The sequence below is a fragment of the Croceitalea dokdonensis DOKDO 023 genome (genome assembly GCF_001306415.1).
Taxonomy (GTDB): domain Bacteria; phylum Bacteroidota; class Bacteroidia; order Flavobacteriales; family Flavobacteriaceae; genus Croceitalea; species Croceitalea dokdonensis.
Map to the genome: position 1 here is coordinate 398,959 of NZ_LDJX01000001.1, position 26,674 is coordinate 425,632.

Consider the following 26,674-nt stretch of genomic DNA (forward strand, 5'->3'; position numbering starts at 1 on the left):
CTTTTAGATTTTAATTCCTAAGGGTATCTGTTGGAACAGCATAGCAAATCATGAGTCTTTTCTTTCCCCATTGCTTGGCAGCTCGTACATCTTTGCCCATAAAGATATCAATTCGGTTACGCCATTTTTTGTTCATCTTATCTTTTACGTAAAAGGTATCTGGAAAGGTGTCTATTTTAACCATGGTATTGTAGGTTAGACCCTTGGCCAATAAATCACGGGAAACAGCAACGACCTTCATCCCTGTCTTTAAGGTATCTCCCCATGCCGCTATATTTGGGTTGGCATTAGTTTGCCAAGGAACGGAATTATAGGCAGAGGCCGTTACCTCATGGCCATACCAATCATATTCGGTACCCCTATGCTTGTCACCGGTGCAGCTTATGGCAAGGAAAAAGGGTAAAAGCACCAAAGCGGCATGGACTAATTTGGCTTTGGTTTTAAGGTAGGGGAACATAACTATTGTCGTTTGGCATCATGGGAAATGTCCTTGCTGCCCATTGCTGTTTTGCCTGTTCAATTTTTTCTTTGGAGGACGACACAAAATTCCAATAGATATGACGTTCTTCAGGAAACGGTTCCCCTCCAAACAACAACAAATGGGTATGTGGCGCTAAGGTAATATCGCAGGTATCTTCCACCTTGGAAACCAAGATATTTCCTTTAGCTACTTCTTGGCCACAGGCGTTTATAGCACCTTCAACAATGCAAATCCCTATCTCACCTTTAAGGTGGCCGTTAACGTTCAGTGCATAAGAATCGGTTGTCTTCACTTCAAGCATGAACATGGGAGAATATACGGGCACGGGGGATTTACGACCATATCCTTCTCCTGCTACCAAACAAATCTCGGCAGAACCATCTTTCCATTTGGGCAATTCAGTGTGCTTAATGTGATGAAAACTAGGTTCCATATCTTCCAATTCTTTGGGGAGGGCCACCCAAATTTGATAACCGTGAGCTGTGAACTCATTTCCGTTTCTTAATTCTTTTGGTGTCCTTTCAGTATGTGAAACCCCTTTTCCGGCGGTCATCCAGTTCACGGAACCTGGTTGTATGCGTTGTTTGGTGCCTAAACTATCTTGGTGCAAAATTTCACCCTCCAACATAAAGGTCAAGGTAGACAGACCAATGTGCGGATGTTGGTCCACATCCATGTATTTTTCTGGTCCCAGATTTGTTGGTCCCATATGGTCAATAAAAATAAATGGGCCAATCATCCGCTTTTTACGAAATGGAATTAAACGGCCCACTAAAAAATCTCCAATATCCCTACTTCTTTCCTCGATTATCAACCCTATATTTGACATGGTACCTATCTTTATATTTTCCACAGAAAGTTACAATAAAACTAGCGCTATTTTATGAAAACCTTTAAACGAATTCTTCTTTTCCTCCTTCTTGGCATAGGGGTTTTGGTGTACCTTAATTATCCAAAACTAAACATGATATCTGGGTATGCGGCCAAGTATATGGCATCTAGCGTACTTATTGGTGGACATGCCACTAAATATGTTGCCACAACAGATTTGGATATGCCATTGATAGATTTGGCAAGTACGGAATTCGATGAAAAAAACAAGGTGGCCAAGGCTTCTGTATATGGCCTGATGGAAAGAACCACGATAGACCGCCAAGGTTTGGGAACTGTTTTGACCAACGAGAAGTATCCTACAGACGCTAGCTATTTACAACCCAATCGAAATTTTAAAAAAGTGGACAAACCCTATCCATACGGCCATTTGCCACCAAAGGATACGGTTTTTAAGGAAATTGATTATGACCTGCTACAAAAAGCAGTGGCCTTGCCATTTTCCAAACCAAAACTACAAAAGACAAGAACCCTTGCCATATTGTACAAGGGCCATCTAATCCATGAAGAATATGTGGATGGTTTTGATAAGGATACCCCTATTTTAGGCTGGTCCATGACCAAGAGCGTTCTTGCTACCTGCTTTGGGATACTGGAAAAAAACGGGAAAATCCAAAGCCATTGGCCTGCACCCATACCAGAATGGCAAGATGATGAACGGAGTGCCATTACCTTAAACCATCTTTTACGCATGCAAAGCGGTTTGGAATGGAGTGAAGACTACACCCGTATTTCTGATGTGACCAAAATGTTGTTTCTAGACCCTGATATGACCCAAGCGCAACGGGTTAAAAAAGCGGTGGCCAAGCCAGGAGAAAAATGGAACTATTCTTCTGGCACCACCAACCTTTTGTCTGGAATATTACGGCAGCAGTTCCGTTCCCCGCAGGCCTACCTGGATTTTCTGTATGCACGTTTTATTGACAAGATAGGCGCGCACAGTATGCTGATTGAGGCCGATTTGGAAGGAAACTATGTGGGTTCCTCCTATGGATGGGCAAGTACAAGGGACTGGGGGCGTATTGGACAGTTATATCTAGACCGTGGACAATGGAACGGAGAGGAATTGTTTAAACCAGAGTGGGTAGATTACATTACCAGACCAACAGCATTGTCCAACGGTACCTATGGCGCGCACTTTTGGTTAAACGCCCAGGGGAAATACCCAGATGTTCCCAAGGACTTGTTCTCCATGAATGGATTCCAAGGGCAGTATGTGTTTATTGTCCCATCAAAAGACTTGGTGGTAGTTAGAACAGGTCTAGCGGAATATCCTGATTTTGACATCAATGGTTTTCTTTCCACTTTGGTAAGAGCAATTAACTAGCAATATGTTCACCAATGCTAACACAAAACGTTATTTTCCAAAGCCTTAGAAAACAACGTTTCTTTAGGGCACCCTGTGAACGGATATCCCAAAAAAGCCTTTTTCCAGTGTGAGCGTGCAGAAATATCAAAACTGACCATAACTATGGCTACGTTCAAAACTATTATTTCTATCTCCCTATAGCACCACCATAGTTTTAAAAGCTAGTAAAAAAGAAAGTGATTTTTTCATTTTCATACTGCTCTAGTTTACAGCCCTGTACAATCGGAGGCTTTATGGTTTATAAGCTATATGTCCCGTCCTTCGGCACCTTAAATTTCCCTGAAACTAAACGAATAGAAAAAAGCAAACAACAACCTAAGGCAGCTTTACCACAATATTACAGTCCTTTACAACAATGATTGGTGGTGCTCTTGGCAAGGTGGTACATTTACCATGTAATAATTCAACAACAAATTTTCATTTTCATATAGTGTTCTCGTAAAAGAGCCTTAGTCCAAAAGACAAGGCTCTTTTTAGTTTGGCCTTGTTTGGTTTCCAAAACTAGATTCCACCTTTACGTCAATTTCGCCTACGTACATAAGTTGTATTCCGCAATCCCTCTATAGTACACTAGGGCAACCACTTATCCTTCCCAAAATCGGGCTTTCGTTTTTCCAAAAAGGCATTACGCCCTTCTTTGGCCTCATCCGTCATATAGGCCAAACGTGTTGCCTCACCTGCAAAAACCTGTTGCCCAACCATACCATCATCCGTAAGGTTCATGGCAAATTTGAGCATTTTAATGGAGGTTGGTGATTTTTGCAATACCTCCTGCGCCCATTGGTAGGCTGTAGCCTCCAGTTGTTCATGCGGTACCACGGCATTCACCATGCCCATCTCAAAAGCCTCTTGTGCCGTATAATTCCTGCCCAAGAAAAAGATTTCACGTGCTTTTTTCTGTCCTACCATTTTGGCCAAATAGGCAGAGCCATAGCCACCATCAAAACTGGTCACATCTGCATCAGTCTGTTTAAAAATGGCGTGCTCTTTGCTTGCCAGGGTCATATCACAGACCACATGCAAGCTATGGCCACCTCCAACGGCCCAGCCCGGAACTACGGCAATGACCACTTTGGGCATAAAACGGATCATCCGTTGCACCTCCAAAATATTTAACCGGTGCTGTCCATCTTGGCCTACATAGCCTTGGTGACCCCTAGCCTTTTGGTCTCCCCCGCTACAGAACGACCAAACACCGTCTTTTGTGGATGGACCTTCTGCGGAAAGCAAAACCACACCAATGGAAGTATCTTCTTGGGCATCGTAAAAGGCTTTGATAAGTTCGCTGGTAGTATGTGGCCTAAAGGCATTGCGGACATTGGGGCGGTTAAAGGCAATACGTGCCACGCCATTGCTTTTTTTATAGGTAATATCTTCAAACTCTAGGGCGGTTTTCCAAGTGGGTGCTGACATTCGTTTACAGTTTTAACAAAGATACTGAGAAGTGGGGATGTTAAAAACTGTTTATAAGTACCGCTACTTTATTATTGAAAATGATTGTTTTTTCACTAAACTTCGGTATCGACCGCTAAAAGGAATTAAAACTCTCCTTAGCTGTTGGCTGGTAAAAATTATAGAAAATGACTAAGCGATTATTAATGAGTATGATATTATGCCTTATCGGGATAACTGTTTTAGCTCAAAGAACTGTACAGAACCTTTTTTTGTCAAATCAAAAAGAAAAAAAGTCAGATTGGTTTTTTGCTTATTCCAATGGAGATTATGCCAAGGCTTATCAACTTATGACCAAAAAAGATATAAGTCTACCCAAAAATCAGTTTCTAACGAATGCATTCCAGTACGCAAATCGAGAAACTACAATTATTGATTCTACACTTGAAATTTGGGGCGATAGTTTTTACAATCAATTTCCAAAAAGCAAAATTCATTTTACAAATGGAGACAAAGTAATTCTGCCCTTGGAGAGAAACCTATTTTTAGCTACAATCGGAAAAGACTCTCTTCGGGTTGTGCTGGATACAGGAGGACACGGAATTTCTATTTCAAAAAGATTAGTTGAAAAATACAATCTACCAACAGATACCAACATTACAGGGTCTTCTTATATGCCGGCCTTTAAAAGAGTCTCAAAAACAAGTCCTACCATTATCAAGACGATAAAATTTGGAAATCTTGAACTAAGCAACTTAAGAGCTGAATATACAGTGTCTGCAAAAGATAATGGCGAGTTCGATTCTAAGCAACAGTATGACATTTTTATGGGTATTGATATTTTGATTGGATTAATCGACTATGTGAGATTTGATTGGGAAAACAAAGAAATTATTTTTTCAAATCAAAAACTTCAAATGGAAAATACGCAACCTATTTTCTTTTTTGACTCAAAGCCAATTACCGTACTTCAATTAGGGGACAAAAACCTAACAACCGTTTTTGATACAGGCTCACCCATTGATATACTAAATAAAGAATACTACAAAGAGCTATACAAAAAGAAGGAAGAAAAGAAATACGGAAATTACGCCTATAACCTTTACACGGTACCAATTAATATTAGAAACGCAAAATTAAACTTGGGAATAGCGGACTATATGGAAGGTTTTAATCTAAAATTGGATAAAGAGATTATTGACTTAATCATTGGAACAACACATCAACGATTGACCATAGATTTAAAAAACAACAAGCTGGAAATAAAATAACCACTCCTAACTTTAACGATTATATACACAGGCCAATCAGGGTTTTATTCGGTGCTTTTGCTTCGCATCAAACTTTGTGTTTAACCGAAAAATCAGTGCTTAACATTCCACCACGCTTTTATAGGATACCAAAAACAAAACTTACAAAAATCATCCCCCAATACGTCCCAGTTCCACCCCTTCGGAATAGGCTACTTGAATATTATTTTGATGAAAGACCTGTTTAATGGTTTTATGGGATTCAAAGGTGGCGTCCCAGTAATTGTCCGGGTGTACATAGGGGCGGATGGCTAATATCACGTTGTGCGTATCAAAATTTTCTATACCAATTTCCGGGGCTGGCTCATCCAGCACCAGCGGGGTTTGCTTTAGGGCTTCTTGTATGAGCTGTTGCACCCTTGGGAAACTCTCCTCGTAAGGAATGTGGGCGTTCAACTCCAAGCGTACCAAACCCTTTTCAGAAAAATTGGTCACTACCCCATCCGTAATTTTGGCATTGGGCACAATTAGGGTTTTATTGCCAGGGGTGACCAAAATGGTGTTGAAGATGCCTATCTCCTCTACCTTGCCAAAGCTTTCGTCTACCTGAATCCAGTCATGCACCTTGTAAGGCTTTAAAAACAAAATCAGTATACCCGAGGCAAAGTTGCCCAAACTACCCTGTAGGGAAAGGCCTATGGCAAAACCCATAGCCGCCACAATGGTGACCAAGCCAGATAACTCCACGCCCAAAATGGAAACCGCTACCAGCAAAAGAACAATTTTTAAGGTGGTAGACACCAAGGAGGTGATAAAAGGTCTCATGGTATCTGACACCTTCATTTTGGTAAGGCTATTGTTTAAAACCTTGTCTACTTTTTTAAGCAGTTTAAAGCCAATCCACAACAACAAAATGGCCCCCAAAACCCTGGGCGCGTATGCAATGGCATTATCGCGAACCAACTCCGCATAATAGGTAATCTTATCCATGATTCTAATGATTAGTGGTGATAAAAATAAAGGTTTTGTTTGATGTGGACTGAAACTTCAAAAAAAACATGTGTCATCTAAACTTTGAATTTTGACCTTACATTTTTTTAAGTGCCCTCTAACTTGAACCAAGCCACAGGTTTTGTGGTTGCCATCCCTTTGAACAATGTGTTGCATGAAAAAAGTAGTATTCTTGTTACTTTTATCATTGTAACACCACCAACGCTAATCTGCATGAAATCCCGTTTGGGTTGCCGTTGTCCTGCTTTTAAATGAATCACCATGAAACTACTGTTTAAGCTGTTTGCTGCCCTCTTTTTTGCCATGTTTGGCTCCGAGTGTTTTCCCCAGCAAATTTTGGAAAATTACCTACCCGCCAAAAAAGACAGCCTAAGGGTAGGCCTAGGGGAAAACGACTTTTCACCCTTTATCCAACCTGGGTATACCCTCATGCTTCCTGAAACCAATGAAATTAAGGGGGTGCTCATTTTACTGGAAGATTCCAAATACGACCAAAAGAACCGGAGCGCTAAACAGCTGTATGCCCAAGCATCTGGAAAAGGCTTTGCGGTGCTGTCCGTCTCTACCGAGGTTCCGGTGGATTTCTACTTTTCCAACGCCTCCATGCTTTTGGCGCATCAGCTCATCAAAAAAGTATTTGAAACCTATGATTTGCCCAATCAAAATATTTTCTTTTTAGGTGCCAGTTTGGTTGGCCACAGAGCGATGCGTTATTTAAAATTTATTGCCGAAAGCAAGCCCGAATTTCGGCTGCATGTTAAGGGTATTGTCGCCTGTAATTTTACCATGGACTTTAGTAGGAAATGGCATCAGCATCAACGGGATATTAGGATTGGCAAAATTGACCTTTGGGAGCCAACATTTATCAACTATCTTTTGGAAACCAATTTGGGAGGAACACCAAAGACCCATCCAGAAAGCTATCAGCATTTTTCCGCGTATAGTTACCCCAGTGATACCAATAAAAACATCCATCTATACCAAGAATACGCCTTTAGAGTCTATGTAGAACCGGCCATCGAATATAAACTGGACAAACAACTAAGAACCCTCTATGAGAATAATACGACGGATATGGTTGGTTTTTTGGCAGAATTGAGATTGGTAGGGAACAAAAAAAACCAATTAATCGTAATAGCACCAGAGGACAATACAGCGCAGCCACGGAATACGCAATCCACTTGGGATGCAATCAATAAAGAAGACCTTCTGGATTGGATTTTAGAGCAAACCAAGGAGTAACTAAGCAATGATATAACTGGCCAAGGTGCACCCTTAATTAGGAAAAATCTGCAGTTTTAAGTATTTACCGTAATATTTCCTGCATTTTAGGTTCTGGGAAAACCGGACATAAACTTGCAGACAAACATCCAATCTAAATTTTTATTTTAATTTTGTTAATGACTGTTAAAGTAGGTTATCCTAAGCCTTAAAAATTTAATTACTTCTTTTAAATAATAGAAAATGACAATAAAACATGTGTTCCTCATCTGTGGATTATCCCTTTTCATTTGTTGTAATGAAACTGTTACAGAGAAACCTGCTACCATTTATTTTAACGGTGATATCATTACAATGTCTGGGGAATCCCCTGCCTATGTAGAATCGATTGTGGAGAAAGATGGAAAAATTAGTTATACCGGCTCCTTAAAAGAGGCCAAGAAAATTGCCGGGAATGCACACAAGTTATTTGATTTGGATGGCAACACAATGGTTCCCGGACTAATTGATGGTCACGCACATTTCGCCAATTTTGGAGCACAGGCCATAGGTGCCCAACTCTTGGCCTCCCCAGATGCAAATGTGAATGATATGCAAACCTTGATATCCGTTTTAAAAGCTTGGAACACACCGGAGAACCGGGCTTTAACAGGATGGATATTTGGAACGGGGTTCGATGATTCCATTTTAAAAGAAAAAAGATTTCCCACAAAACATGATTTGGATCAGGTAAGCACAGAGTTCCCCATAATGATAACCCACATATCTGGTCATTTTGCGGTGGTTAATTCCAAAGGATTGGAAACATTGGGTATTAATGAAAATAGCAAAGATCCTGAGGGTGGGTTAATAAGAAGGGAAGATAATTCTTCTGAACCAAACGGGGTTTTAGAGGAATTAGCTGCAATTCCATATATGCTAGAGGCCGTGGCGCCTAAATCCAAAGAGGCCATATTAAAATTCTTTGAAGCTGGCCAAGAGATGGCATTGTCCTATGGATATACCACCGCACAAGAAGGACGAGCCATGCAAAACCATGAAATGCTTGCAGCAATGGCAGAAAGCAATCTGTTTAAACTTGATGTCGTCAGTTATATAGATTACGCATTTGTAGATAAGTATATGGACAGTAAATGGAATGGTAAAGCATACAATAACGGTTACAGGATAGGTGGAATGAAAGTAACCTTGGATGGCTCTCCGCAAGGCAGGACTGCATGGAGAACGGAGCCATACCTAATTCCACCAAAAGGGATGCCCCATGATTATAGTGGTTATCCAGCCATACCCAATGATAGCGTGGTATCTTCAATATTTGAAAAAGGACTAAAAAACAATTGGCAAATCCTGGCGCACACCAATGGTGATGCTGCAATAGACCAATTCATAAGGACAATGAAGCCACTACAGGAAAAGTACGGGATTAACAATAGGCGCGATGTCATCATTCACGGTCAATATATAAGAGAGGACCAACTAAATGCCGCCAAGGAAATGCAAATGGTTGCTTCCTTATTTCCGCTTCATACGTTTTACTGGGGAGATTGGCATACGCAATTAATCGGAGATTCCTTGGTGCAAAATATAAGTCCTGTAAAGTCGGCATTGGACAAGGGTCTAAACATTACCATCCATACGGATGCTCCCGTAGCTTTACCTAATTTAATGCGTGTTTTGTGGACGGCGGTTGAACGTACCTCCCGATCAGGAAAAATTATTGGCGAGAAGGAAAGATTAACCCCTTATGAAGCGCTGCAGGCAATAACAATTTGGTCTGCCTATCAACATTTTGAGGAGGACACAAAAGGAAGTTTAGAAAAAGGGAAATTAGCAGATTTGGTCATTTTGGATGATAATCCCTTAAAAGTCCCTACTAATGAAATTAAGGACATTCAAGTATTAAAAACGATAAAGGAAGGCCAGATTGTTTTTGAAAAATGACCAATACCGCTTATAATCTGGCATTTAAAGTGATGTACATTTACTGCCTAGGGCTTTTCAACGACTAGGTGAAAATTGCTAGAAATAGGTGTTTTACCCGCGGACTTGTAAGTTTGGGTTTCTGTTAATTAGACCATACTTTACCCATTCAATCGCAATTGTTAAACGAATAAAGATGTTGCCCATTTCTGCTATCTATTCTTTTCCTCAATCCATTTGGCCATATACTTAGTACTGGCCATGGTCTGATGTTGCAACATGCTACCTATAAAATTGGCGGTTCGGTGCTCCCTAAGTATTTGGTAAAGCGTGTTTACTTTGGCAAAGAATGGGGTTAGAAGGGCCTTTTTATCATACTCCATATTAATAGCATTCACCCCTTCGGATTGCATCCGATACCACTCGTTTTCGTCTTGATATAGCGCTATCGCGGCCTGGGCAACGCTTTTGGCATCATTCCTCACCACAACGGGCAAATCCTCTCCTGTAAACATACCTTCTGCCCCAATGCTGGTTGTTATGGTAGGGGTGCCGTTTTGCAGGGCTTGGGTAAGTTTTCCCTTGATGCCGGCCCCAAACCGTAAAGGGGCCAAGTTAACTCTTGTCCCTTGTAATTCATGGTCTAAATCGTTAACCCAACCTTGCACATAAAACCCCGCTTTGGGCTGGTGCCACTCTTGCACCTGCTGCGGGAGATAGGCTCCAAAAATACACAGCTTGGCTTCTGGTAATTGCTGTCTAATTAGTGGCCAAATGTCCTTTTTCAAGTACGCAATGGCATCTATATTGGGGGCGTGCCTTCCGTTACCAAAACAAATAAAATCTTTGCGGTTTTTAAAAGATGGCCAAGTAGCGGGGCTTCCTTCATCAATAGTATCCAACAAAAATGGCAGATGGTAAAGCAAGTCTGGCGGGATAATGAGCTTGGTCTGCAAGATTTTCATTTCATAACTGGACACCAATAAAGTTAAATCTGAACGATAGATACTAGCCATTTCGCGCTTGGTCATCTCTTGTTGCATCCATGTTTCTAAGATAAACCCCTCCCCTTTTTGATGCGCCAATTGCCTCGTTTTCCTTAGGGAGTGTAAATCCTCTGTGTTCAATATCCGTAAGGCCCGCGGTGCATTTTCTGCTACCCGCCAACCAAACTGCTCTTCTACCATAAAACGGTCAAAAACCACTGCATGAGGCTGCAAATCTTGAATAAACACATCAAAACTCTCATGGTTTAAGGAAATAGTGGCCGTTTGGACACCCAAGGACGATAAATCATCCGAATATGGGGTTTTGGAAGCTGTGGTAACAAAGGTTACTTGATACCCCTCATGTATAAAAGCCTCCAGCAGTTGTAACATTCGTTGGCCCGCGGCCGTGGTTTTAGGCTCTGGCCAAACATATCCGATACATAGTGCCTTTTTCAATGGGTATTGGGTCTTGACTTTGGTTGTTTGGACAAATGGTGGGTTATTTTGGAAGCTTATGGGCAACGAGGATCTACATCATTTGGGCAAACTTTTTGGAAATGCTGGACCTTAGCTTACGCTCGTAATCTTCCTCTAGCCATTCCTTGTAATTTTTTGTGTTGTTCATGATACAATAGGAATACTGCCGTACCCGGTATGCAATTTCCTCTTTGAGTTCCTTGGCCAGAATACGTGCGTCAAACACGTCTTCACTGTTCTCCACACATATCTGGGCATGTTGCTCTATGCTGCGGTCCAACACAATTTTTGACTTTCCGCCTTCAGCAAATACCTTTTTGTACTCTGCTTTGATATCAAAATGGATGTTTTTGGACTTGCTAAATTTTGCTTTAAGCTCGTCTGGCATCTCATAAATAAACTCCCGTTCTATTTCCTCATCATTCTTGATGTTTTCCAAATAAAAATCCGGGAAATGGAATATTTCTTGCCAGTCAATGGGTTCGTCCCAGGGCCCAAATCTTGCAATATTGTTCCCTAAATCTATGACATTGAATTCCTTTTTGTTGGGCAGTACACGTGATCCACGCCCGATCATCTGAAAGTAAAGGGTAAGTGAACGGGTGGCCCTGTTTAGGATAATGTTTTCCACTGTAGGCTCATCAAACCCGGTAGTAAGGATACTAACGGAAGTAAGAATGGCATCCGGTGTATTGGAAAACCATTCCAATATGTCCCGCCGTTCCGTAGCGTTGTTCCTGTTGTCTAAATGACGTACGTTGTATCCTGCCTTTTTAAAGGTTTCATACACGTAATAAGAGGTGTTGATGCCATTATTGAAAATCAAGGTCTTTTTACCCTTGGCCAGCTCTTCGTAGGCATGCACCAACTTGCTCAGCATACTTTGGTTGCTGTAAAACTCGTCAGATGATTTCACGGTATAGTCCCCATGAATCCCCAATTTTAAACTTTTTAGGCTAACGTCATAATTGTAAAGGTTGGCCCTTGCCAAGAAATTATCCTCAATCAAGGATTTTATGGATTTGCCCACGATCAGCTTCTTGTAATGGTCTTTCATGGGCAGTTTAATATTGGAACTCAAAGGTGTTGCCGTCACGCCCAAAATAGTGGCCTTCTCAAAATACTTAAACAGTTTTCTAAAGGAATTGTAATGTGCCTCATCAATGATGACAAGGCCAATGTTCTTAATATTCACCTTCTCTTCCTGAAGCCGATTATTGAGTGTCTCCACCATCGCCACAAAACACATGAACTCATCTTGGTCGTCCAGTTCCTTGACCTCACTGTTGATGATTTTATTGGTGACCCCAAAACCATGTAACATGTTAGAAGTTTGGTGGCTCAATTCTATCCTATGGGTAAGCACCACCACCTTTTTTTGGGTTTGTTGGATATACCTTCTGGTGATTTCAGAAAAAACCACGGTCTTACCCCCACCAGTGGGTAATTGGTACAGCAGGTTGCTCCCTGCCGGCATCTTATCCAACTGGGCAAAAATGCGCTTTAAATCGTTAAGCTGGTAATCGTATAAATTCTTCTTGGGTATTTCTTTCTTCACTTCCAAATGGAATGCAATTTTTGGTAAACATTAGAACGACTTAGACTGATGAGATGTATCAATTAACAGTTTCGTCCTTAAAAAACCCTTCAAAATTACCAGATTTTTAAGTAGTGGTCATGCCTTATGGTGGGAAATGTTTCAAATACTATCAACAATTGCCATTTTAGCAGTTTTGTGCGTCTGTACGGCTTTGATAATAACTATTTTAAAATAATACGTGAACCTATTTGGAAATCTGATTCTAAAAATGTATCATGGGAGTATTAATTATATACTAAACGAGAATCATAAATGAGGCAGTTAAAAATCATCAAGCAGGTTACGAACCGCGAATCCAAGTCTTTGGACAAATACCTACAAGATATCAGTAAAATTGATTTAATAACCGCCCAAGAAGAAGTTGAACTAGCACAGCGCATTAAAAAGGGCGACCAAATAGCTTTGGAGAAACTGACCAACGCCAACCTTAGGTTTGTGGTTTCCGTAGCAAAACAATACCAAAACCAGGGGCTAAAATTACCAGATTTAATCAATGAAGGTAATGTTGGTTTAGTGAAGGCGGCCAAAAGGTTTGATGAGACACGGGGCTTTAAATTTATTTCCTACGCCGTTTGGTGGATCAGACAGTCTATTTTGCAAGCCTTGGCAGAACAGTCTCGGGTGGTGCGTTTGCCATTGAACAAAATTGGTTCCATCAACAAAATTAAAAAGACATTTTCTTATTTGGAGCAAGCCCATGAAAGGCCTCCATCTCCCGAGGAAATCGCCAAAGAGTTGGATATGACGGTCACTGAGGTAAAACAGTCGCTCAAGAATTCTGGCCGCCATGTTTCCATGGATGCCCCATTAAAGGAAGGGGAAACCTCTAATTTATACGATGTGATGCGTGCGGGGGAGTCTCCCAAACCAGACAGGGATTTACTGCACCAATCCCTTAACACAGAAATCAATAGGGCTTTGGACACCTTGTCCCCAAGGGAGGCAGACGTTGTGCGGCTGTATTACGGCATAGGGGAACAACCCTCAATGACCTTGGAAGAGATTGGGAGCACTTTTGACCTTACCAGGGAAAGAGTGCGGCAAATACGGGAAAAGGCCATACGTAAACTTCGCCATAGCTCTAAGAGCAAGATTTTAAAAACCTACTTGGGCTAGGCATTACTTTGGTTATGGATATAAAAAAAGGGCTTCATTACAAAGCCCTTTTTTTTGTTGATAAACACTATATACTTAAGAACAATTTAATTGTGATATATTGTAATTGGTCAAAATTTCATTCAGGTTTTGAATAAAACTGACATATGCGCCATTTTCTTGATTTCTATTTTCCATGGGACTAGTTTTTAGTGAGACATGTTATAGATAGTCTAATTCTGTCAATTCGTTTAAACTCAATATTTCATTTAACTCTTGTAGGAAGGCCAAGTATTCTTCGCCGTAGGTATCGTACAACATCTGGTCGGTTTTAAAATTCGGGTTATTAGTATAACGTAAACATATTCCCATTTGTTTTGTGGCACAATAAATTGTGGTGAACCCCTCAAATTTTGTTGTGAACTAAATTAGCCTTGGGGTTTGCTAAAATTTTAATTGATACTGAAACCCAATGGTGGCGGCAAAAAAGAAGTTGCCAGAATTAAATGCCAATTCTTGCCTAGTAAGTCCTACAAACGTATTGTAGACATGGTCATTCGCCCTATTGGTAAATTGGTATTCCAATCGCAAATTTTGGGCATCCAAGAAAACAAGGGTCTCTGAAAGGACTTGGTTCCCCACCACAAACTGACTAAATTCTGAGTCGAAACCATAGGTAAACTGTAGGCCAAAATAGTTTTCTGCCGTTTTTAGATATTTTCTGGCCAAAATGGTCCCGGATACGCTTACCTCCTTTCCCCTAGGCGCAAAATAAGGCCTTGCAGAGACATAATAATCGCCCCGGTACATTCCTAGGGAACCGGTAAAAATGGGCACCCTGTCTTCCTCAAACTGCAAATACCTAGCGCCAAGTGAGGCTTCAAACGCATTGGGGAGTTCCCGGAACACTTCCGCTGCGGCTCGGTGCCTAGGATAGGTTGGGGCATTGGAATAGCCATAATTGGCATAACCATGGTATTTTTCCGAAAAGGTGGGATAAGCGTCCAGCTCATACTGCGCACCTTGGATACCAAAACGTTGGCTAAGGTTTATCCTTGGGATGATTATGGTATGCGTTGTTTTAAGGTGATACTCCACAGTGGTATAATACATGGGCTCAAAAACCACGTCATACAATTCCATCCAACTAGCAAGGCCCACTTTATTCTTTTGTTGCTCTTTCTTTTTATCGGATTTCATACGGACTGCAATCTGCTGCTGGCCGCTGATGCCCTGTAGCGCTTTGTTTCTTAAGGCCTGTAGGCTTTTGGACTGTGGTAGGTGTTTTAGGCCCTTATTCGCCAATCCCAAGGCAATGTTCCAGTTCTGGGCATACAGTTCGTTCCTTACCGAAGCTTCCCAGATTGCCTCTTGGTCTTTCTCCTTTGAACTAATTCTATTGAAGCCTTTTCTGGCCAAATCATAGTTTCCCTCCCAGCTATGGGTCTTTGCAATCAATAAGGAAGCATCCGTATACCCGGGGTAGCTTTGGAGCAATTGGTTCAAAGAATCCCTTGCCGTTTGGTATTCTCCCTGAAATGCGATGTCCCTAATCTTTAAGAAATAGGCATCCGCATCTTCAATGCGTTGGGCCATAATGGATGGGCAAAACAACAGCAGACCCAGTAAAGCATATACAATATGGTTATTCCGTGCTCTCAAAATCCAGTTGGCTTAGTTGCGAATTTATTTTTTGTTCCAATACTTTTAGACGTTCTATTTTTTGGTCCAATTGGGCACTTTCAATGGCATTGCGTTCCATTTGCGCTGCTACCCAAACGTAATTGGTAACCTTCCCAGACCAGAAATACACGTCTAACAAAGCGGCGTAGGCGTCTTGGTAATGTGGATATTTTTTAACGGCTGCCTCCAAGGTGGCCAAGCTTTTGGCATACTCTTTGGACCAGGCGTAAATTCTACCCTGTAATATTTGGGCATCTATATGACCCGGAACCTCAGATAAAATGTAGGCACAAAGTAGCAAGGCCCTGTCCGCATTCCCCTTATGGGCCAGGCTTCTGGCCGTAGCATAGGCATTATCAAAATTACTGCCGTTAAAAACGCTCTGGATCCATACCTTCTCCTCATTGGTAAAACGCCTTTTGGAAACCTTAAAAAGGCTCAATGAGTCTGGCAACAATTTGTTTTGTTCCACCACATAGTGGTCTATGGCCTTAAACTGCTTAAAATATGCCTGTAAGCTATCCTTGGTTGCAGTACGTTTGCCGCTAAGTCCTAGTTCGTCATCTATGGCATATACCGTTCCGGAGCTAATGAAATGATTTTCTATGATAAAATCCTTGACTACCCCTTGATTGCGATATAAGGCAATTTTCTTTGGCTCTTTGGATATTAAATCGCCGCCAAGCCATGCCATTTGTTGGGGCATATCAAATTGAAAAGTATTGTGCAGCAAACTCAACAAACTTGGTGCAATATCCTGATGGGAAGCTTTGGTTTTAAACGTTGTATTAGAAGTCAGCAGCGGACTGTAGATAATAAAGGGAACGTGATAGGACGCAAGTCTTTGGGCATTGGGCCGTTGCAGGTTTTTATTTCCCGTGATCAAAAAAATCGTATTCTTAAACTGTTCCTCTTGTTTAAAGTCCATAAAAAACTGCCTTAAGGCATCATCACTGTACAACCTAGCGGCAAAAACGTCTTTATTTTTTTCTATAAAACGTGTAGATTCTCGTGAAAGGCCCAAATTGGTCATCTTATGTTCCAATATATCCAGGTAGGTGGATTTTTCAGGCAAAAGGTCCATATCTTGCAAGGAAGACAACATGAACACATCCAATCTAGGACTTTCCGTAGGACTAAAATCGGCCTTCCATTTTTTATAGACCTCTTTATCTGGATAGCCCGAGATGTTCCCAGCCTTATCTGCCCGTAAAAGTTGGTAACCAGCCCCAAAATCCGATTTATCATTCGTAAAGTCCACTTGTTCCTGTTCCAAAAATTTATCCAATTGTGTTAGTGAGGTATTACTACCGGAATAAAACGCTGTTCTGTAGCCATTTGCCTTAAGTAAACCAAATAAGGTATTCCTGTCCACGGGCGATTCCGCGCGCAAGAATCCTGATACCCCATTGGGCAAGGAACCAAGCACCGAGGGAATTGTACTTTCTAAATCCAAAGTGTTGCTTAAAAAGTGATCCCAACTTAGACTAACGGAAGTAAGTGAATCTAGAAATGGGGTAAATCCCCTGTATTTTCCTTTTTGATTTACAAAATCCGCTCCCAAATCTTCTAGTACGATCAGCACTACGTTAGGTTTTTTCTGGGTGAACTTAAAATAACCATCCAGCCCAGTGGTTGGACTCCACGGTCTAAGGAGAGGATATTCTTTTTGTCCGGTATACTCGTACACATCAAAAGCCTGAGCGATGGCGTCTGTCACCAAGTACTGTACTTTATTTTGATTAATAGGTTGTTCTTCCATGAAAAAAGTACCCAAAAACATCACAAAAAACACAATGGTCAATGGATACATACGACCAATGATACCGTGCCAAGATGTGGTGATTTTATAAGCCCCCCAAAACAGGCCCACGATGATTACGGCCAGGAAAACTCCCGAGAGCATGGAGGACATGGACATATTGATGTTTGGCAATCCGGTAAACGTACTATAATCCAACAATTCATACTGATGGATAAAATATTCTACCAACCATACCTCAGAAATAAGAATCATCGTGCAAAAGACAAGGGTTGTCCTAAAACCCAGTGCAGGTACTTTGGACTCCAAAAATCTAAAAACAAAAGCCAAGACCAAGCCTACAAAGGCAGTAAAACCTAATTGATGCAGTAGATAGAGCGCAGTAGCTTTTATGAAGACGCTATCAATTACACCTAATTGCCATAAGCGCATTTGCTGATAAAGGCAAAGCATAAATAGACACAGGCACAAGCCCAAAAGTAGACGCGTAAAGTCCTTGAGACCCCTTGATTTTTTTATGTTTCCTTTTACTTCCATCTTACGCTTTGGTAAATCCTTTCCTGGTCATGGCCCCCCAGCCGGATTTAATATTGAACAGTTTTTTATAATTGCCCTTTATGGCCGCCCAAACCACGATGGGATGAAAGGCAATGGGTTCCACCAAGGCGCAGAACATCAAAATTAAAATATCCTTGGTCCGGGTATATTGGTTATAGGAATAGACGTCCCATAAAATGGCATACAAGGAAAACATGAGGCTAAAACTGTATATGGCGGCTGTAATGGCAATAAAAAATTGCCAGTTGAGGATTCCCAAAAAATAGAACAGAACAATGGAAAAGAAGCCTACGAATTCCAAAATAGGGGCCAACCATTCATAAAAGAACCAGTAGGGATAACTCAACATTCCCAGCCTACCAAATTTTGGGTTAAAGAACATGTCCTTGTGTTTTTTTAAGGTTTCCAAGTTTCCACGGGACCAACGGTCTCGTTGTTTTACCAACACTTCCAAGTCTTCTGGAACCTCAGTCCAGCACAGGGGGTCCGGAATGTACTCAATGGTATAGGGTATTTTTTGCTCATGCATATATCTGCGCATCCTAAAGATGATTTCCATATCCTCGCCCACGGTACCGGTATCGTACCCATCAACGGCCAGGGCCACTTCCCTATCAAAAAAACCAAAGGCCCCTGAAATAATCAGCAAGCTATCTATGCGGCCCCATGCCATCCTGCCGAGCAAAAAAGAACGGGTGTATTCCAATAATTGAAAACGCGCCAACCAACTTTTGGGCAAATTGATCTTCTCCAAAGTACCGCCCTGTATGATGCAGGAATTGGCAACGCGGATAACCCCACCTACGGCAATCACCTTTTTTTTGCTGCGCTGGGTAAAGGACTTTACCACATGCAGCAATGCGTCTGGCAACAACAGGCAGTCTACATCTATACAGCCCACATATTTGCTTTCCGATAGTTGTACGCCCGTGTTCAGGGCATCTGATTTTCCGCCGTTCTCCTTATCGATCACCGTTAGTTTTGCGAAGGAGCTTTGCCTGGATTTATAAATGCCCCGTATGGGCTTTGATTTCCAATTGGGGTCTATTTTACGGTCTACCTTAACCAAGTTATAGGCGTTGATCATTTTTTGCAAGGTATCGTCCTTACTGCCATCGTTCACTACCATTACCTCATAGTTCACATACTTTAAAGACAACAAGGAGCGTATATTTTCCACAATGGTCATTCCCTCATTGTATGCAGGGGCAATAATGGTAATGGAAGGTGCCATGGGCGATGCCATTACCTTGGACAAATCGCCAAAACTATTTTTGTTCTTGTAATGGATGGAATTTCGGGTAGATAGATACCCCATAAAACTGAACAACGTAAACAGCACTACGGAAAACACCAAGAAAATGATGTTTATGTATTCTAAAACCACTTCAAATACGCCGTTGGACATGGTACGCTGTTATTGTATTGTTTTGTTTGCAAAAAATTCCTCCGATAGCTCAAAATCCAAAACCCTCGGTTTTTTGGTCCTTTCGTCCACTTCACCAATTCCGAATTCTTCATGCAGGAACATCAGTTCCATGGGCAGCTTATCTTTGGTCAACTTTTCCTGTGAAGTGCCTATGGTGTTGGTGGCCAATTCTTGAAGCTCTTGAAAATCTATCTCCAGTTCTTGTGGTACGGCTTTGGTTTCATTGTCCTTTAGTCCATCCCCTGTTGGTTTGGTATTGGATACTATTTCCCTTGTGTCTTGGCGGTCATGGATGGCCGCTATGGCTTTATTGGCCAATTGGCCAAAGTAGGCGTCTTCGGTTTCTGCTATCTTCGTAAGGAATGTCAGTTCATTCCCATCCCCAATTGCAGCGGCCTGCTGCAATAGCATCTTTTTAACCTGCCTATCCTCTGTCTTATCGTAAAGATGGGAAAAAACACTGCCGCCCAACAGGGTTTCTTGTGGTTTATCAGCAACACCGTCATTATCCGCCAAAGGAACGCTTTCGGTGCTATCCAGCTGCTGTGCACCATGATGTACCTTCACCATTTTTAAACAGTTAAAGGCCCTAAACCGTAATTCTGCATCTTTTTCGTTTTCTACAATAGCTTCAACCAGGGCTTTTTCCCGGTGGCTAAAGTTCTCCTCTAGCGCTGTTAAAATCCTATGACGTTCTTTATGGTCTGCTGACATATAATTGGCTAAAAAAACAGAATCCGAACTCCCTGTCATTTCCCCATCCCCATCGACCAAACCTAAAGAAGCATCTAAGGCAGCCGTTAAAGGGGCGTCCATTTCAGAAAAATCAAATTCAATATCCGATTCCCTTGAATTTTCCTCAGCACCATTTTTTTTAGGGGACATATGGTTTTCCTTGTCCCTGTCCGCAGCATCTGGACCAACAATATCATAAATTTCCACTTCCTCAATCTCTAGGGAATCTTGGTGATCCGTTCCTACCACCTCTTTCTTTTGGGGACTGTTGTCTTTAATTTCATCATCAATGGGTCCCCCTTCTTCAAAGGGCATAACTTCCACTATGTCTTTGGTAGGCAGTATGCTGTCCGGTAAGATGGCATCAAAGGCAGCTTGTGCCTTGCTCACTACAGAGAACTTGGTTTCTTTGGCCAATACCGTTTTCAGAAAAATAATATCTTCCTTTTGGGCAAAATCAGCTATAGCATTTAGTAGCTGTATTTTTACAAATTCCGTACAGGAAAAAAAGACCTGTTTCATTGTAGGCGATGCCTCCACAAAATGAAAGGACCTAATGCAGGAAATCGCCTCTTTTTTGATTTCATCATTTTTGTGCTTTAAGAGTTCTATGATGGCATTTTTTGCATCGTTCTGGTCGTAATGCAAAATAAGACGAAGCGCAAAAAGCACTACATCCCTGTTCTGTGACAATAACCATCCCTTAAATTTTGGTGGTTGGTAGTTCTGAATGGCGGACAGGGCTTCCATTAATTTTAATTGCTGCCATTCACTAATCCCGTAGCTGGTAGTATCCAACAGGTAATTAATACCTTCCCTGTTTAGGGAGACTATGGCCAGCTCTGCCTGTTTCCTTACGGTTGGCCTACGGTCGTTAATGTATTTTTGGATGAGTTGAAAGGACTCCCCTACCTGCATCTGGGCCAGTTCATCTATCCCTTGGGCAACGGTCTCCCAGCGCCAGCTATTTAACTTTTTGTAGCAATCATGATGTAGCCCCAATTCCCTAAAAAGTGTAAAAAGCCTAATTTTTGTGTTTCCAGCAACATCGCGCTGCAGGTCAAAAAGGATTTCTGCCAAAATTTTTCTAAAACGTTTGTCCTTTAAATATTCACGGATTTCAATTTTTAGGCCCACATATTCCTTTTGCTCTTCTTTTGGGTCATTGGAGCTATGGAACAAAAAATTACTGATAATGGGTGCCAATTCTTCCCTTTTTGCATTCTTTTTATAGAACCGTTTAGAGAGAAGGTTTCTAAAAAAGAAAACCCCTCCAAAGTATAACAGGCCCAAAACCCCAAAAAAAGCAGACAAGCCCCATAGAAGGCTTGTGTCAATTTTGGGGGAACCGATACCGGGTAAATTATAATATGTTGCTAATACTATGTACAATAATAACGGTTTATTTCCCTAGAGACACGGACCAACAGTTCCGCAGGACTCATGGGTTTTGCCAAAAAATCATTGGCACCCAGTTCCAACGCACTTACCACGTTTTCTTCATTGGATGCGGACGAAATGAGTATCATCGGGATATCGGATTTAAGGTGGTTCCGTAAATAATCCACCAACTCAATACCAGAAATATAGGGCATCATGATATCACAGATAATGGCATCCGGAAGCTGCTGCGTGATGGCTTTTTTCACCTGTTGACCATCTTCCATGACACTGACCAGATAGCCTTCCTTCTCTAAACGGTATTTGAGTAGGGATGCCAACATGGCGTCATCTTCTGCCAATAAAACGGTTCTTGGTTCCAATTTTATTTAATTAATTACGTATTTGTTTAATTTTTTTTTAATCGCTCCAATTGACTATCTATGGCCACTTCAACAGGTGGGTAAGCCTCTAGAAATTCATTGTACAATTCCTGCGCACGTTCCGCATCACCCTTTCTACAAGATTCATGTAAGGCAGCACAAATACCATGTAAAACTTTGGCGTTTAACATGGCCAAGGAGGATTTAATTTTGTGGGCCGCAAATCCAATCCCCTGTAAATTATTGGTTTGCAGATGGGTTTTGGACTTTCCTATAAACTCAAGAATATTTTGTTTAAACAAACGAATCAATTCCTCCATGAGGTCATGCTCCCCTAGGCATTCCTCATAAATTGGTGTCAAATCTACCCCAGAATAGCCATTTTCCTTGATATTGGGCTTAGGCGTTGCGTGGTTTTTAGATGTTTTTCCAGTGGTATGTTTTGTAAGCACTTGATATAGCTTGTTCGCATCATAGGGCTTTAAAATAAAATCGTTGATATCATAACTATCGCACTGCTCTTTATCCTGAACGGAAAAGTCTGCGGAAATGGCGATAATGGGAAGTTGCTTAATATGTTGTTTATGGTGAAGGCGAATCTTTTGGGTGATTTCAAACCCGTTCATTTTAGGCATTTTTAAATCCATCAGAATTAGGTCGAACGTTTGCTTATGCAAGAGTTCCAAACCATATTTTCCGTCTGCCGTCACAAAAACATCACAGCCCCAAGAACTGAGGCGGTTGTGCATTAATCGTTGATTGAGCACATTGTCCTCAAACACCAAAATCCGTTTGCCCATTAGCCCTGTATAGCTCTTTGGAGTAACGTTTGTTTTAGGACTTTTTACAGTTTCCTTTTTTATGTTATCCTCAATTGAAAAGGGCAAAATCACGTCAAAACAACTGCCCACTCCCACTTCACTGGTAACTCCTATGGTCCCACCCATCTTTTGCACCAATTCCTTAACAATACTGAGGCCTAGGCCTGAACCTCCGTAGCGTAGGTGGGTATCCTGTTCTGCTTGTTGGTAGGTTTCGAAGATGTGCTTTAATTTATTATTGGGTATCCCAATGCCACTATCCGTAATTTTACATTCCAAAAAACATAGGTTATCCTTGGTTTCTTTTAGGCTGATGTGCAGTTCAATAAAACCTTTTTCCACAAACTTTATGGAATTGCCCAAAAGATTTAGAAGGATTTGCGATAATTTGGAAGGGTCTCCCTTAACTTGGGTAGGAACGGTATCTTCTATATGGCAATGAAATTCTACTTTTTCATTGGTAATGAGTGTTCTGCACAAAAAGGCCACTTCATCCACCAAGTTTTGCAAATTAAAATTTACATGGGCAAAAGTTTCATTTCCCGATGCAATTTTAGAATAGTCCAACAGGGCATTAGTGCGGTCCAGCAAGTTATCAGATGCCGTATCTAGCGCATGAACCAACTCCCATTGGTATTTGGTCATCTTGGTTTCCTTTAACAAATCCAAAAAACCGATGATGCCATGTAAAGGCGTCCTAATCTCATGGCTAACGTTGGCGATAATGCCGTATTCTTCCTTTTCTGTTTTCCGCTTGGTGTTTTGTCTAGGGCTTTTGGGTGCTTGTTTAGGCTGCGGTCCTTCTTCCCCAAACACCTTTTGGTCCAATTCTTGTTTAAAACGGTCAAAGGCAGTTCTTAGCTGCTTGGCGGCTTTTGTGTTCAATTGTTCAAATGCAAAGCTATGCAGGTCCTCCTCCAACTTTATGACCTGCTTTAATAGCGAGCGTGTTTCTAGCATGTTTCGTTTGTTTGCGTTCTAGATTATTCCGTTTATCTAAATCACTGGGAATATTTGGTTTAAATCTCCTTATTTAAGGCGGTGCCAACAATTAAATGTTACCTATTACTTGTTTGTTGTTGTCAAAGTCCTTTATTTGTAGGTTTAAACCTTTTAATTATGAAAAACCTTATAATGCTGCTCATGGTGCTGAGCTTAGCTTCCTGTAAAACGGAATCCAAGAAAAAGGAGGAAACCATGGCCCAAAAAGTCGATAGGATACACCAAGAGGTCATTACGCTAGACACCCATGCAGACATCAATGTAAATAACTTCACAGATAGTATTAATTATAGTCAACGTCTTGATACACAGGTAGATTTACCTAAGATGATTGAAGGGGGACTTGATGTGGTCTGGCTCATTGTTTATACCGGGCAAGATTCCCTTACTGCCCAAGGATATGCCAAAGCAGAAGCCAATGCCATGGCCAAATTAGATGCTATCAGCAAATTGTGCACTACCTACGCCCCTGACCAAATAGCCTTGGCACGGAGCAGTGACGAGGTAAGAGCCATACAAAAAGAAGGAAAAAAGGTGGCTATGATCGGGGTGGAAAATGCCTACCCCATAGGGGAAGACCTTTCCAAATTTCAGGAGTATTATGACAAAGGGGCCAGATACATTTCATTAAGCCACAATGGGCATAGTCAGTTCTGTGATTCCAACACTGGCGAAGCGGATAACATATGGTTGCACAATGGTTTAAGTGAACTTGGCAAAGAAGCTGTAAATGAGATGAATAGACTTGGAATAATGATTGATGTTTCCCATCCTTCAAAAGAAGCCATGAAACAAATGATAGCCCTGTCCAAAGCACCGATAATTGCCTCACATTCCTCTGCCAGGGCACTCTGTGATCATAGCAGAAATTTAGATGATGAACAGTTATTGTTAATGAAGGAAAATGGCGGTGTGGTCCAAACTGTGGCTTTTAGTGCTTACCTGAATACCCAAAAGCATGAGGCTAGAGCTGCGTACATGAAAAATATATACCAAAAAGTGGCGGATTCCTTGGGGGTGCAATGGTATGAACGTTCCCAGTTCTCCAAGCTGAGCGATGCGGAACGTAGTGCTTTTATGGGCTATTACCAAAATGTGATGAAAATTGGCAAGCAATTAGTGGCAAGGGATGACAACGCACCACCGGCAGTGGACGTCAAAGACTTTGTAAACCATATAGACTATATGGTGGAAAAAATTGGTATAGAACACGTGGGTATCAGCTCGGATTTTGATGGTGGCGGTGGTATCCAAGGTTGGTCAGACGCCTCCGAAACCAAAAACGTTACCGCAGAATTGGTGGCACGTGGCTATACCCAGGAGCAAATAGCCCAACTCTGGAGCGGGAATTTATTGCGGGTTCTAGACCAAGTGCAACAAATAGCCCAAACCATACAGTCCGAAACGACGGATTAGGCTTGTTTAGGCCTGTTTGTCCACCAACCTGTCCTTTACATATTCTACCTTGGTCTTTCCATGCGGAAGAGGTTTTCCCTTTTCGTCCAGGTTGACCAGTATAACATTGTCCACGGTAAGGATGGTCTCCAAGGTCATTTTATTGCGCACCTCACAGTTTAGGGTCAATGAACTTTTGCCAAATTTGATGACTTCTATGCCTATTTCCACAATATCGCCTTGGACGGCGGAACTCATAAAATTGATTTCCGACATGTATTTGGTGACCACGCGCTTATTCTCTAATTGAATGATGCCATAAATTACGGCTTGTTCATCCAGCCATGCCAGTACCTTGCCCGCAAACAAGGTGCCGTTGGCATTTAAATCCTCTGGCTTTACCCATTTTCTCGTATGAAACCTCATCCACAAAATTTTTAACCAAAATTATAACTGATATACGTAGCAAACCCCATTAAAAGGCCATTCTGTAAAGATTTAGGGATTTTAGGATTAGACCCACTGTTTATGGTGAATTTGGTAATCCTGTGGCATGTAATTATAAAATGTCTCAAAAAATGCGGATTCATCCGTTGGTTAGGAAACCGCTTTTGGTTTCCCCTTTGTTCATAAAGCGTTGACAACTCCAATGCAAGGGTCACTATCCAACCAAAGCAAAGTGTATTTTTATACAAAAGTTAGTAAGCTATGGAGGAGCGATGCAGCAATCTGCTAAGGGCACGCCCAGAGATTAAAACCACCCAGATACACATTGGAATGAGCGATGATGAAAGGTTTCAGAACCAAACGCTTAGACCCATATTAAAGATGCAAAACGGGCTGTTCTTGGCCATGTTCAAAAATTACATTGCCAAGTACAAGAACACGTATTATGAACTATCCTTGGAAAAGCGACTGGCCTACATTGATAATGCGGTACAGCGCAACATGAAATTTAGGAATTCCTTAAAAGGAGTTATTATTGGTCAGTTCACGCTGGAAGAATATGAAACCTATATTGCAAACTCTTCTGCTTTGAACAAACGGATGATGGGTATGGTGATCAAACGACTAAAGGACCAGATGCAACTTTTTGAAAAAGCGCCCCTAGCCTATTAACGATTCCCCATTTAAATTGGTGGTCAAGATGGAGCCCATCAAATCAAAATAAGGTAAAACAGCTTTAAATGCCCCATCCACCTGGTGGATAAAGTCCTCTTCCAACACTTTGCTGTCCGTAAAATTCTTCACAAAGATAAATTGCTTTTGGCGAATGAGGGCTATGTCCGGATGATGCTTGTCAAACCCTTTTGGAGCGGTTTTCACGGCATCGCCCTTTAATTTCCCCCAGATAGCGGCAAAAGGTTTGGCTTCAACAACCCCTTTGAATTCGGAGGCATCCAAATCCAGTTCCTGTCTGATACGCAATAAGTCTTCCTTATTGGGATTCCAAAACCCCGCAGCGGCAAAGGAACCTCCCGGTTTAATACACAGGAACCGACCGCCACGGCGTTCCAAACCTAATCTGGAATATGAGGCCGCAAATTGGGTCTTATAGGGCGTTTTATCCTTGGAAAAACGAACATCCCTATAGATACGGAACATTTTGGTCTTTTCTATCTGGTCATAGGCCTCCATACGGGACGCTAGGGCTTCAAAGAAGGTTTTTACTTGGGCTTGGTGCACTTTAAAGGTGTCTTTATGGGCCTCAAACCAATCCCTATTGTTATTTGCCTCCAATTTTTTTAAAAACCGTAAGCTTGCGCCATCTATTGTTTCCATCACAAAAAATCTACTATTTAGGGTAAAGTTAACCAAATAGGGATAGTA

21 protein-coding genes are annotated in these 26,674 nt (G+C 41.5%); 7 read left to right on the forward strand and 14 right to left on the reverse strand.

Translation table 11 applies throughout. The annotated features are described in order from the left end of the window. Positions 1–10 precede the first annotated feature (10 nt). Together I595_RS01710 and I595_RS01715 are read right to left on the reverse strand one after the other, a co-directional pair. Complete coding sequence (locus tag I595_RS01710; RefSeq protein WP_245628205.1) at positions 11–457, reverse strand: 3D domain-containing protein; 447 nt, start codon at positions 455–457, stop codon at positions 11–13. Continuing rightward, a complete protein-coding gene (locus tag I595_RS01715) occupies positions 441–1,310 on the reverse strand; it encodes a pirin family protein (RefSeq protein ID WP_054558009.1) in 870 nt (289 codons plus the stop codon). The genes I595_RS01710 and I595_RS01715 overlap by 17 nt, the downstream gene beginning before the upstream one ends. A gap of 54 nt (positions 1,311–1,364) precedes the next feature. On the opposite strand from I595_RS01715, the gene I595_RS01720 reads away from it, so the two are divergent. Next, the gene (locus I595_RS01720) at positions 1,365–2,699 is read left to right on the forward strand and encodes a serine hydrolase domain-containing protein (RefSeq protein WP_054557658.1); all 1,335 of its coding nucleotides are present in this window, start codon (positions 1,365–1,367) and stop codon (positions 2,697–2,699) included. 612 nt (positions 2,700–3,311) lie between these two features. On the opposite strand, the gene I595_RS01725 is transcribed toward I595_RS01720, so the two are convergent. Beyond that, positions 3,312–4,154 carry a 1,4-dihydroxy-2-naphthoyl-CoA synthase gene (locus I595_RS01725; RefSeq protein ID WP_054557659.1) on the reverse strand — a complete coding sequence of 281 codons (843 nt, stop codon included), beginning with the start codon at positions 4,152–4,154 and terminating at the stop codon, positions 3,312–3,314. A gap of 167 nt (positions 4,155–4,321) precedes the next feature. Between I595_RS01725 and I595_RS01730 the strand changes: the two genes are divergently transcribed. Beyond that, complete coding sequence (locus tag I595_RS01730; protein ID WP_083467459.1) at positions 4,322–5,404, forward strand: retropepsin-like aspartic protease; 1,083 nt, start codon at positions 4,322–4,324, stop codon at positions 5,402–5,404. Between the two features lie 150 nt (positions 5,405–5,554). Here the strand turns inward: I595_RS01730 and I595_RS01735 are convergent, their stop codons facing one another. Continuing rightward, positions 5,555–6,373 carry a mechanosensitive ion channel family protein gene (locus I595_RS01735; RefSeq protein WP_054557661.1) on the reverse strand — a complete coding sequence of 273 codons (819 nt, stop codon included), beginning with the start codon at positions 6,371–6,373 and terminating at the stop codon, positions 5,555–5,557. Positions 6,374–6,655: 282 nt separating this feature from the next. Between I595_RS01735 and I595_RS01740 the strand changes: the two genes are divergently transcribed. Together I595_RS01740 and I595_RS01745 are read left to right on the forward strand one after the other, a co-directional pair. Continuing rightward, positions 6,656–7,636 (forward strand): hypothetical protein, encoded by a 981-nt coding sequence (locus I595_RS01740; RefSeq protein ID WP_054557662.1) that lies wholly within the window; start codon positions 6,656–6,658, stop codon positions 7,634–7,636. Between the two features lie 222 nt (positions 7,637–7,858). Beyond that, the gene (locus I595_RS01745) at positions 7,859–9,556 is read left to right on the forward strand and encodes an amidohydrolase (protein WP_054557663.1); all 1,698 of its coding nucleotides are present in this window, start codon (positions 7,859–7,861) and stop codon (positions 9,554–9,556) included. 191 nt (positions 9,557–9,747) lie between these two features. On the opposite strand, the gene I595_RS01750 is transcribed toward I595_RS01745, so the two are convergent. Then, positions 9,748–10,980 (reverse strand): glycosyltransferase, encoded by a 1,233-nt coding sequence (locus I595_RS01750; RefSeq protein ID WP_054558010.1) that lies wholly within the window; start codon positions 10,978–10,980, stop codon positions 9,748–9,750. 73 nt (positions 10,981–11,053) lie between these two features. Beyond that, on the reverse strand, positions 11,054–12,565 hold the full coding sequence (locus I595_RS01755; protein WP_054557664.1) for a DEAD/DEAH box helicase: 1,512 nt from the start codon (positions 12,563–12,565) through the stop codon (positions 11,054–11,056). Positions 12,566–12,853: 288 nt separating this feature from the next. Here I595_RS01755 and I595_RS01760 point away from each other — a divergent pair, with 288 nt between their 5' ends. Then, positions 12,854–13,717 (forward strand): sigma-70 family RNA polymerase sigma factor, encoded by an 864-nt coding sequence (locus I595_RS01760; protein WP_054557665.1) that lies wholly within the window; start codon positions 12,854–12,856, stop codon positions 13,715–13,717. A 423-nt stretch (positions 13,718–14,140) separates the two neighbouring features. On the opposite strand, the gene I595_RS01765 is transcribed toward I595_RS01760, so the two are convergent. The 6 genes from I595_RS01765 to I595_RS01790 are packed head-to-tail and all read right to left on the reverse strand — an operon-like array spanning position 14,141 to position 23,407. Next, on the reverse strand, positions 14,141–15,358 hold the full coding sequence (locus I595_RS01765; protein ID WP_157449623.1) for a YaiO family outer membrane beta-barrel protein: 1,218 nt from the start codon (positions 15,356–15,358) through the stop codon (positions 14,141–14,143). Then, a complete protein-coding gene (locus I595_RS01770) occupies positions 15,342–17,678 on the reverse strand; it encodes a sulfatase-like hydrolase/transferase (RefSeq protein ID WP_083467460.1) in 2,337 nt (778 codons plus the stop codon). Before I595_RS01770 ends, I595_RS01765 begins: the two co-directional genes overlap by 17 nt. Before the next feature lies 1 nt (position 17,679). Beyond that, on the reverse strand, positions 17,680–19,107 hold the full coding sequence (locus tag I595_RS01775) for a glycosyltransferase family 2 protein (protein ID WP_054557668.1): 1,428 nt from the start codon (positions 19,105–19,107) through the stop codon (positions 17,680–17,682). 9 nt (positions 19,108–19,116) lie between these two features. After that, entirely contained in the window at positions 19,117–21,255 is a 2,139-nt protein-coding gene (locus I595_RS01780; protein ID WP_054557669.1) for a hypothetical protein, read from the reverse strand. Continuing rightward, positions 21,246–21,626, reverse strand: coding sequence for a response regulator transcription factor (locus I595_RS01785; protein ID WP_083467461.1), 381 nt, complete (start codon positions 21,624–21,626; stop codon positions 21,246–21,248). Before I595_RS01785 ends, I595_RS01780 begins: the two co-directional genes overlap by 10 nt. A 26-nt stretch (positions 21,627–21,652) precedes the next feature. After that, on the reverse strand, positions 21,653–23,407 hold the full coding sequence (locus tag I595_RS01790; RefSeq protein WP_054557670.1) for an ATP-binding protein: 1,755 nt from the start codon (positions 23,405–23,407) through the stop codon (positions 21,653–21,655). Positions 23,408–23,566: 159 nt separating this feature from the next. Here I595_RS01790 and I595_RS01795 point away from each other — a divergent pair, with 159 nt between their 5' ends. Beyond that, positions 23,567–24,865, forward strand: coding sequence for a dipeptidase (locus I595_RS01795; protein ID WP_054557671.1), 1,299 nt, complete (start codon positions 23,567–23,569; stop codon positions 24,863–24,865). 6 nt (positions 24,866–24,871) lie between these two features. On the opposite strand, the gene I595_RS01800 is transcribed toward I595_RS01795, so the two are convergent. After that, entirely contained in the window at positions 24,872–25,270 is a 399-nt protein-coding gene (locus tag I595_RS01800; RefSeq protein WP_054557672.1) for an acyl-CoA thioesterase, read from the reverse strand. Positions 25,271–25,552: 282 nt separating this feature from the next. On the opposite strand from I595_RS01800, the gene I595_RS01810 reads away from it, so the two are divergent. Beyond that, positions 25,553–25,963 carry a hypothetical protein gene (locus I595_RS01810; protein ID WP_054557674.1) on the forward strand — a complete coding sequence of 137 codons (411 nt, stop codon included), beginning with the start codon at positions 25,553–25,555 and terminating at the stop codon, positions 25,961–25,963. Here the strand turns inward: I595_RS01810 and I595_RS01815 are convergent. Then, entirely contained in the window at positions 25,952–26,626 is a 675-nt protein-coding gene (locus I595_RS01815) for a DUF2461 domain-containing protein (RefSeq protein ID WP_054557675.1), read from the reverse strand. The two genes, I595_RS01810 and I595_RS01815, sit on opposite strands and share 12 nt — an antisense overlap. Between the last annotated feature and the right edge of the window lie 48 nt (positions 26,627–26,674).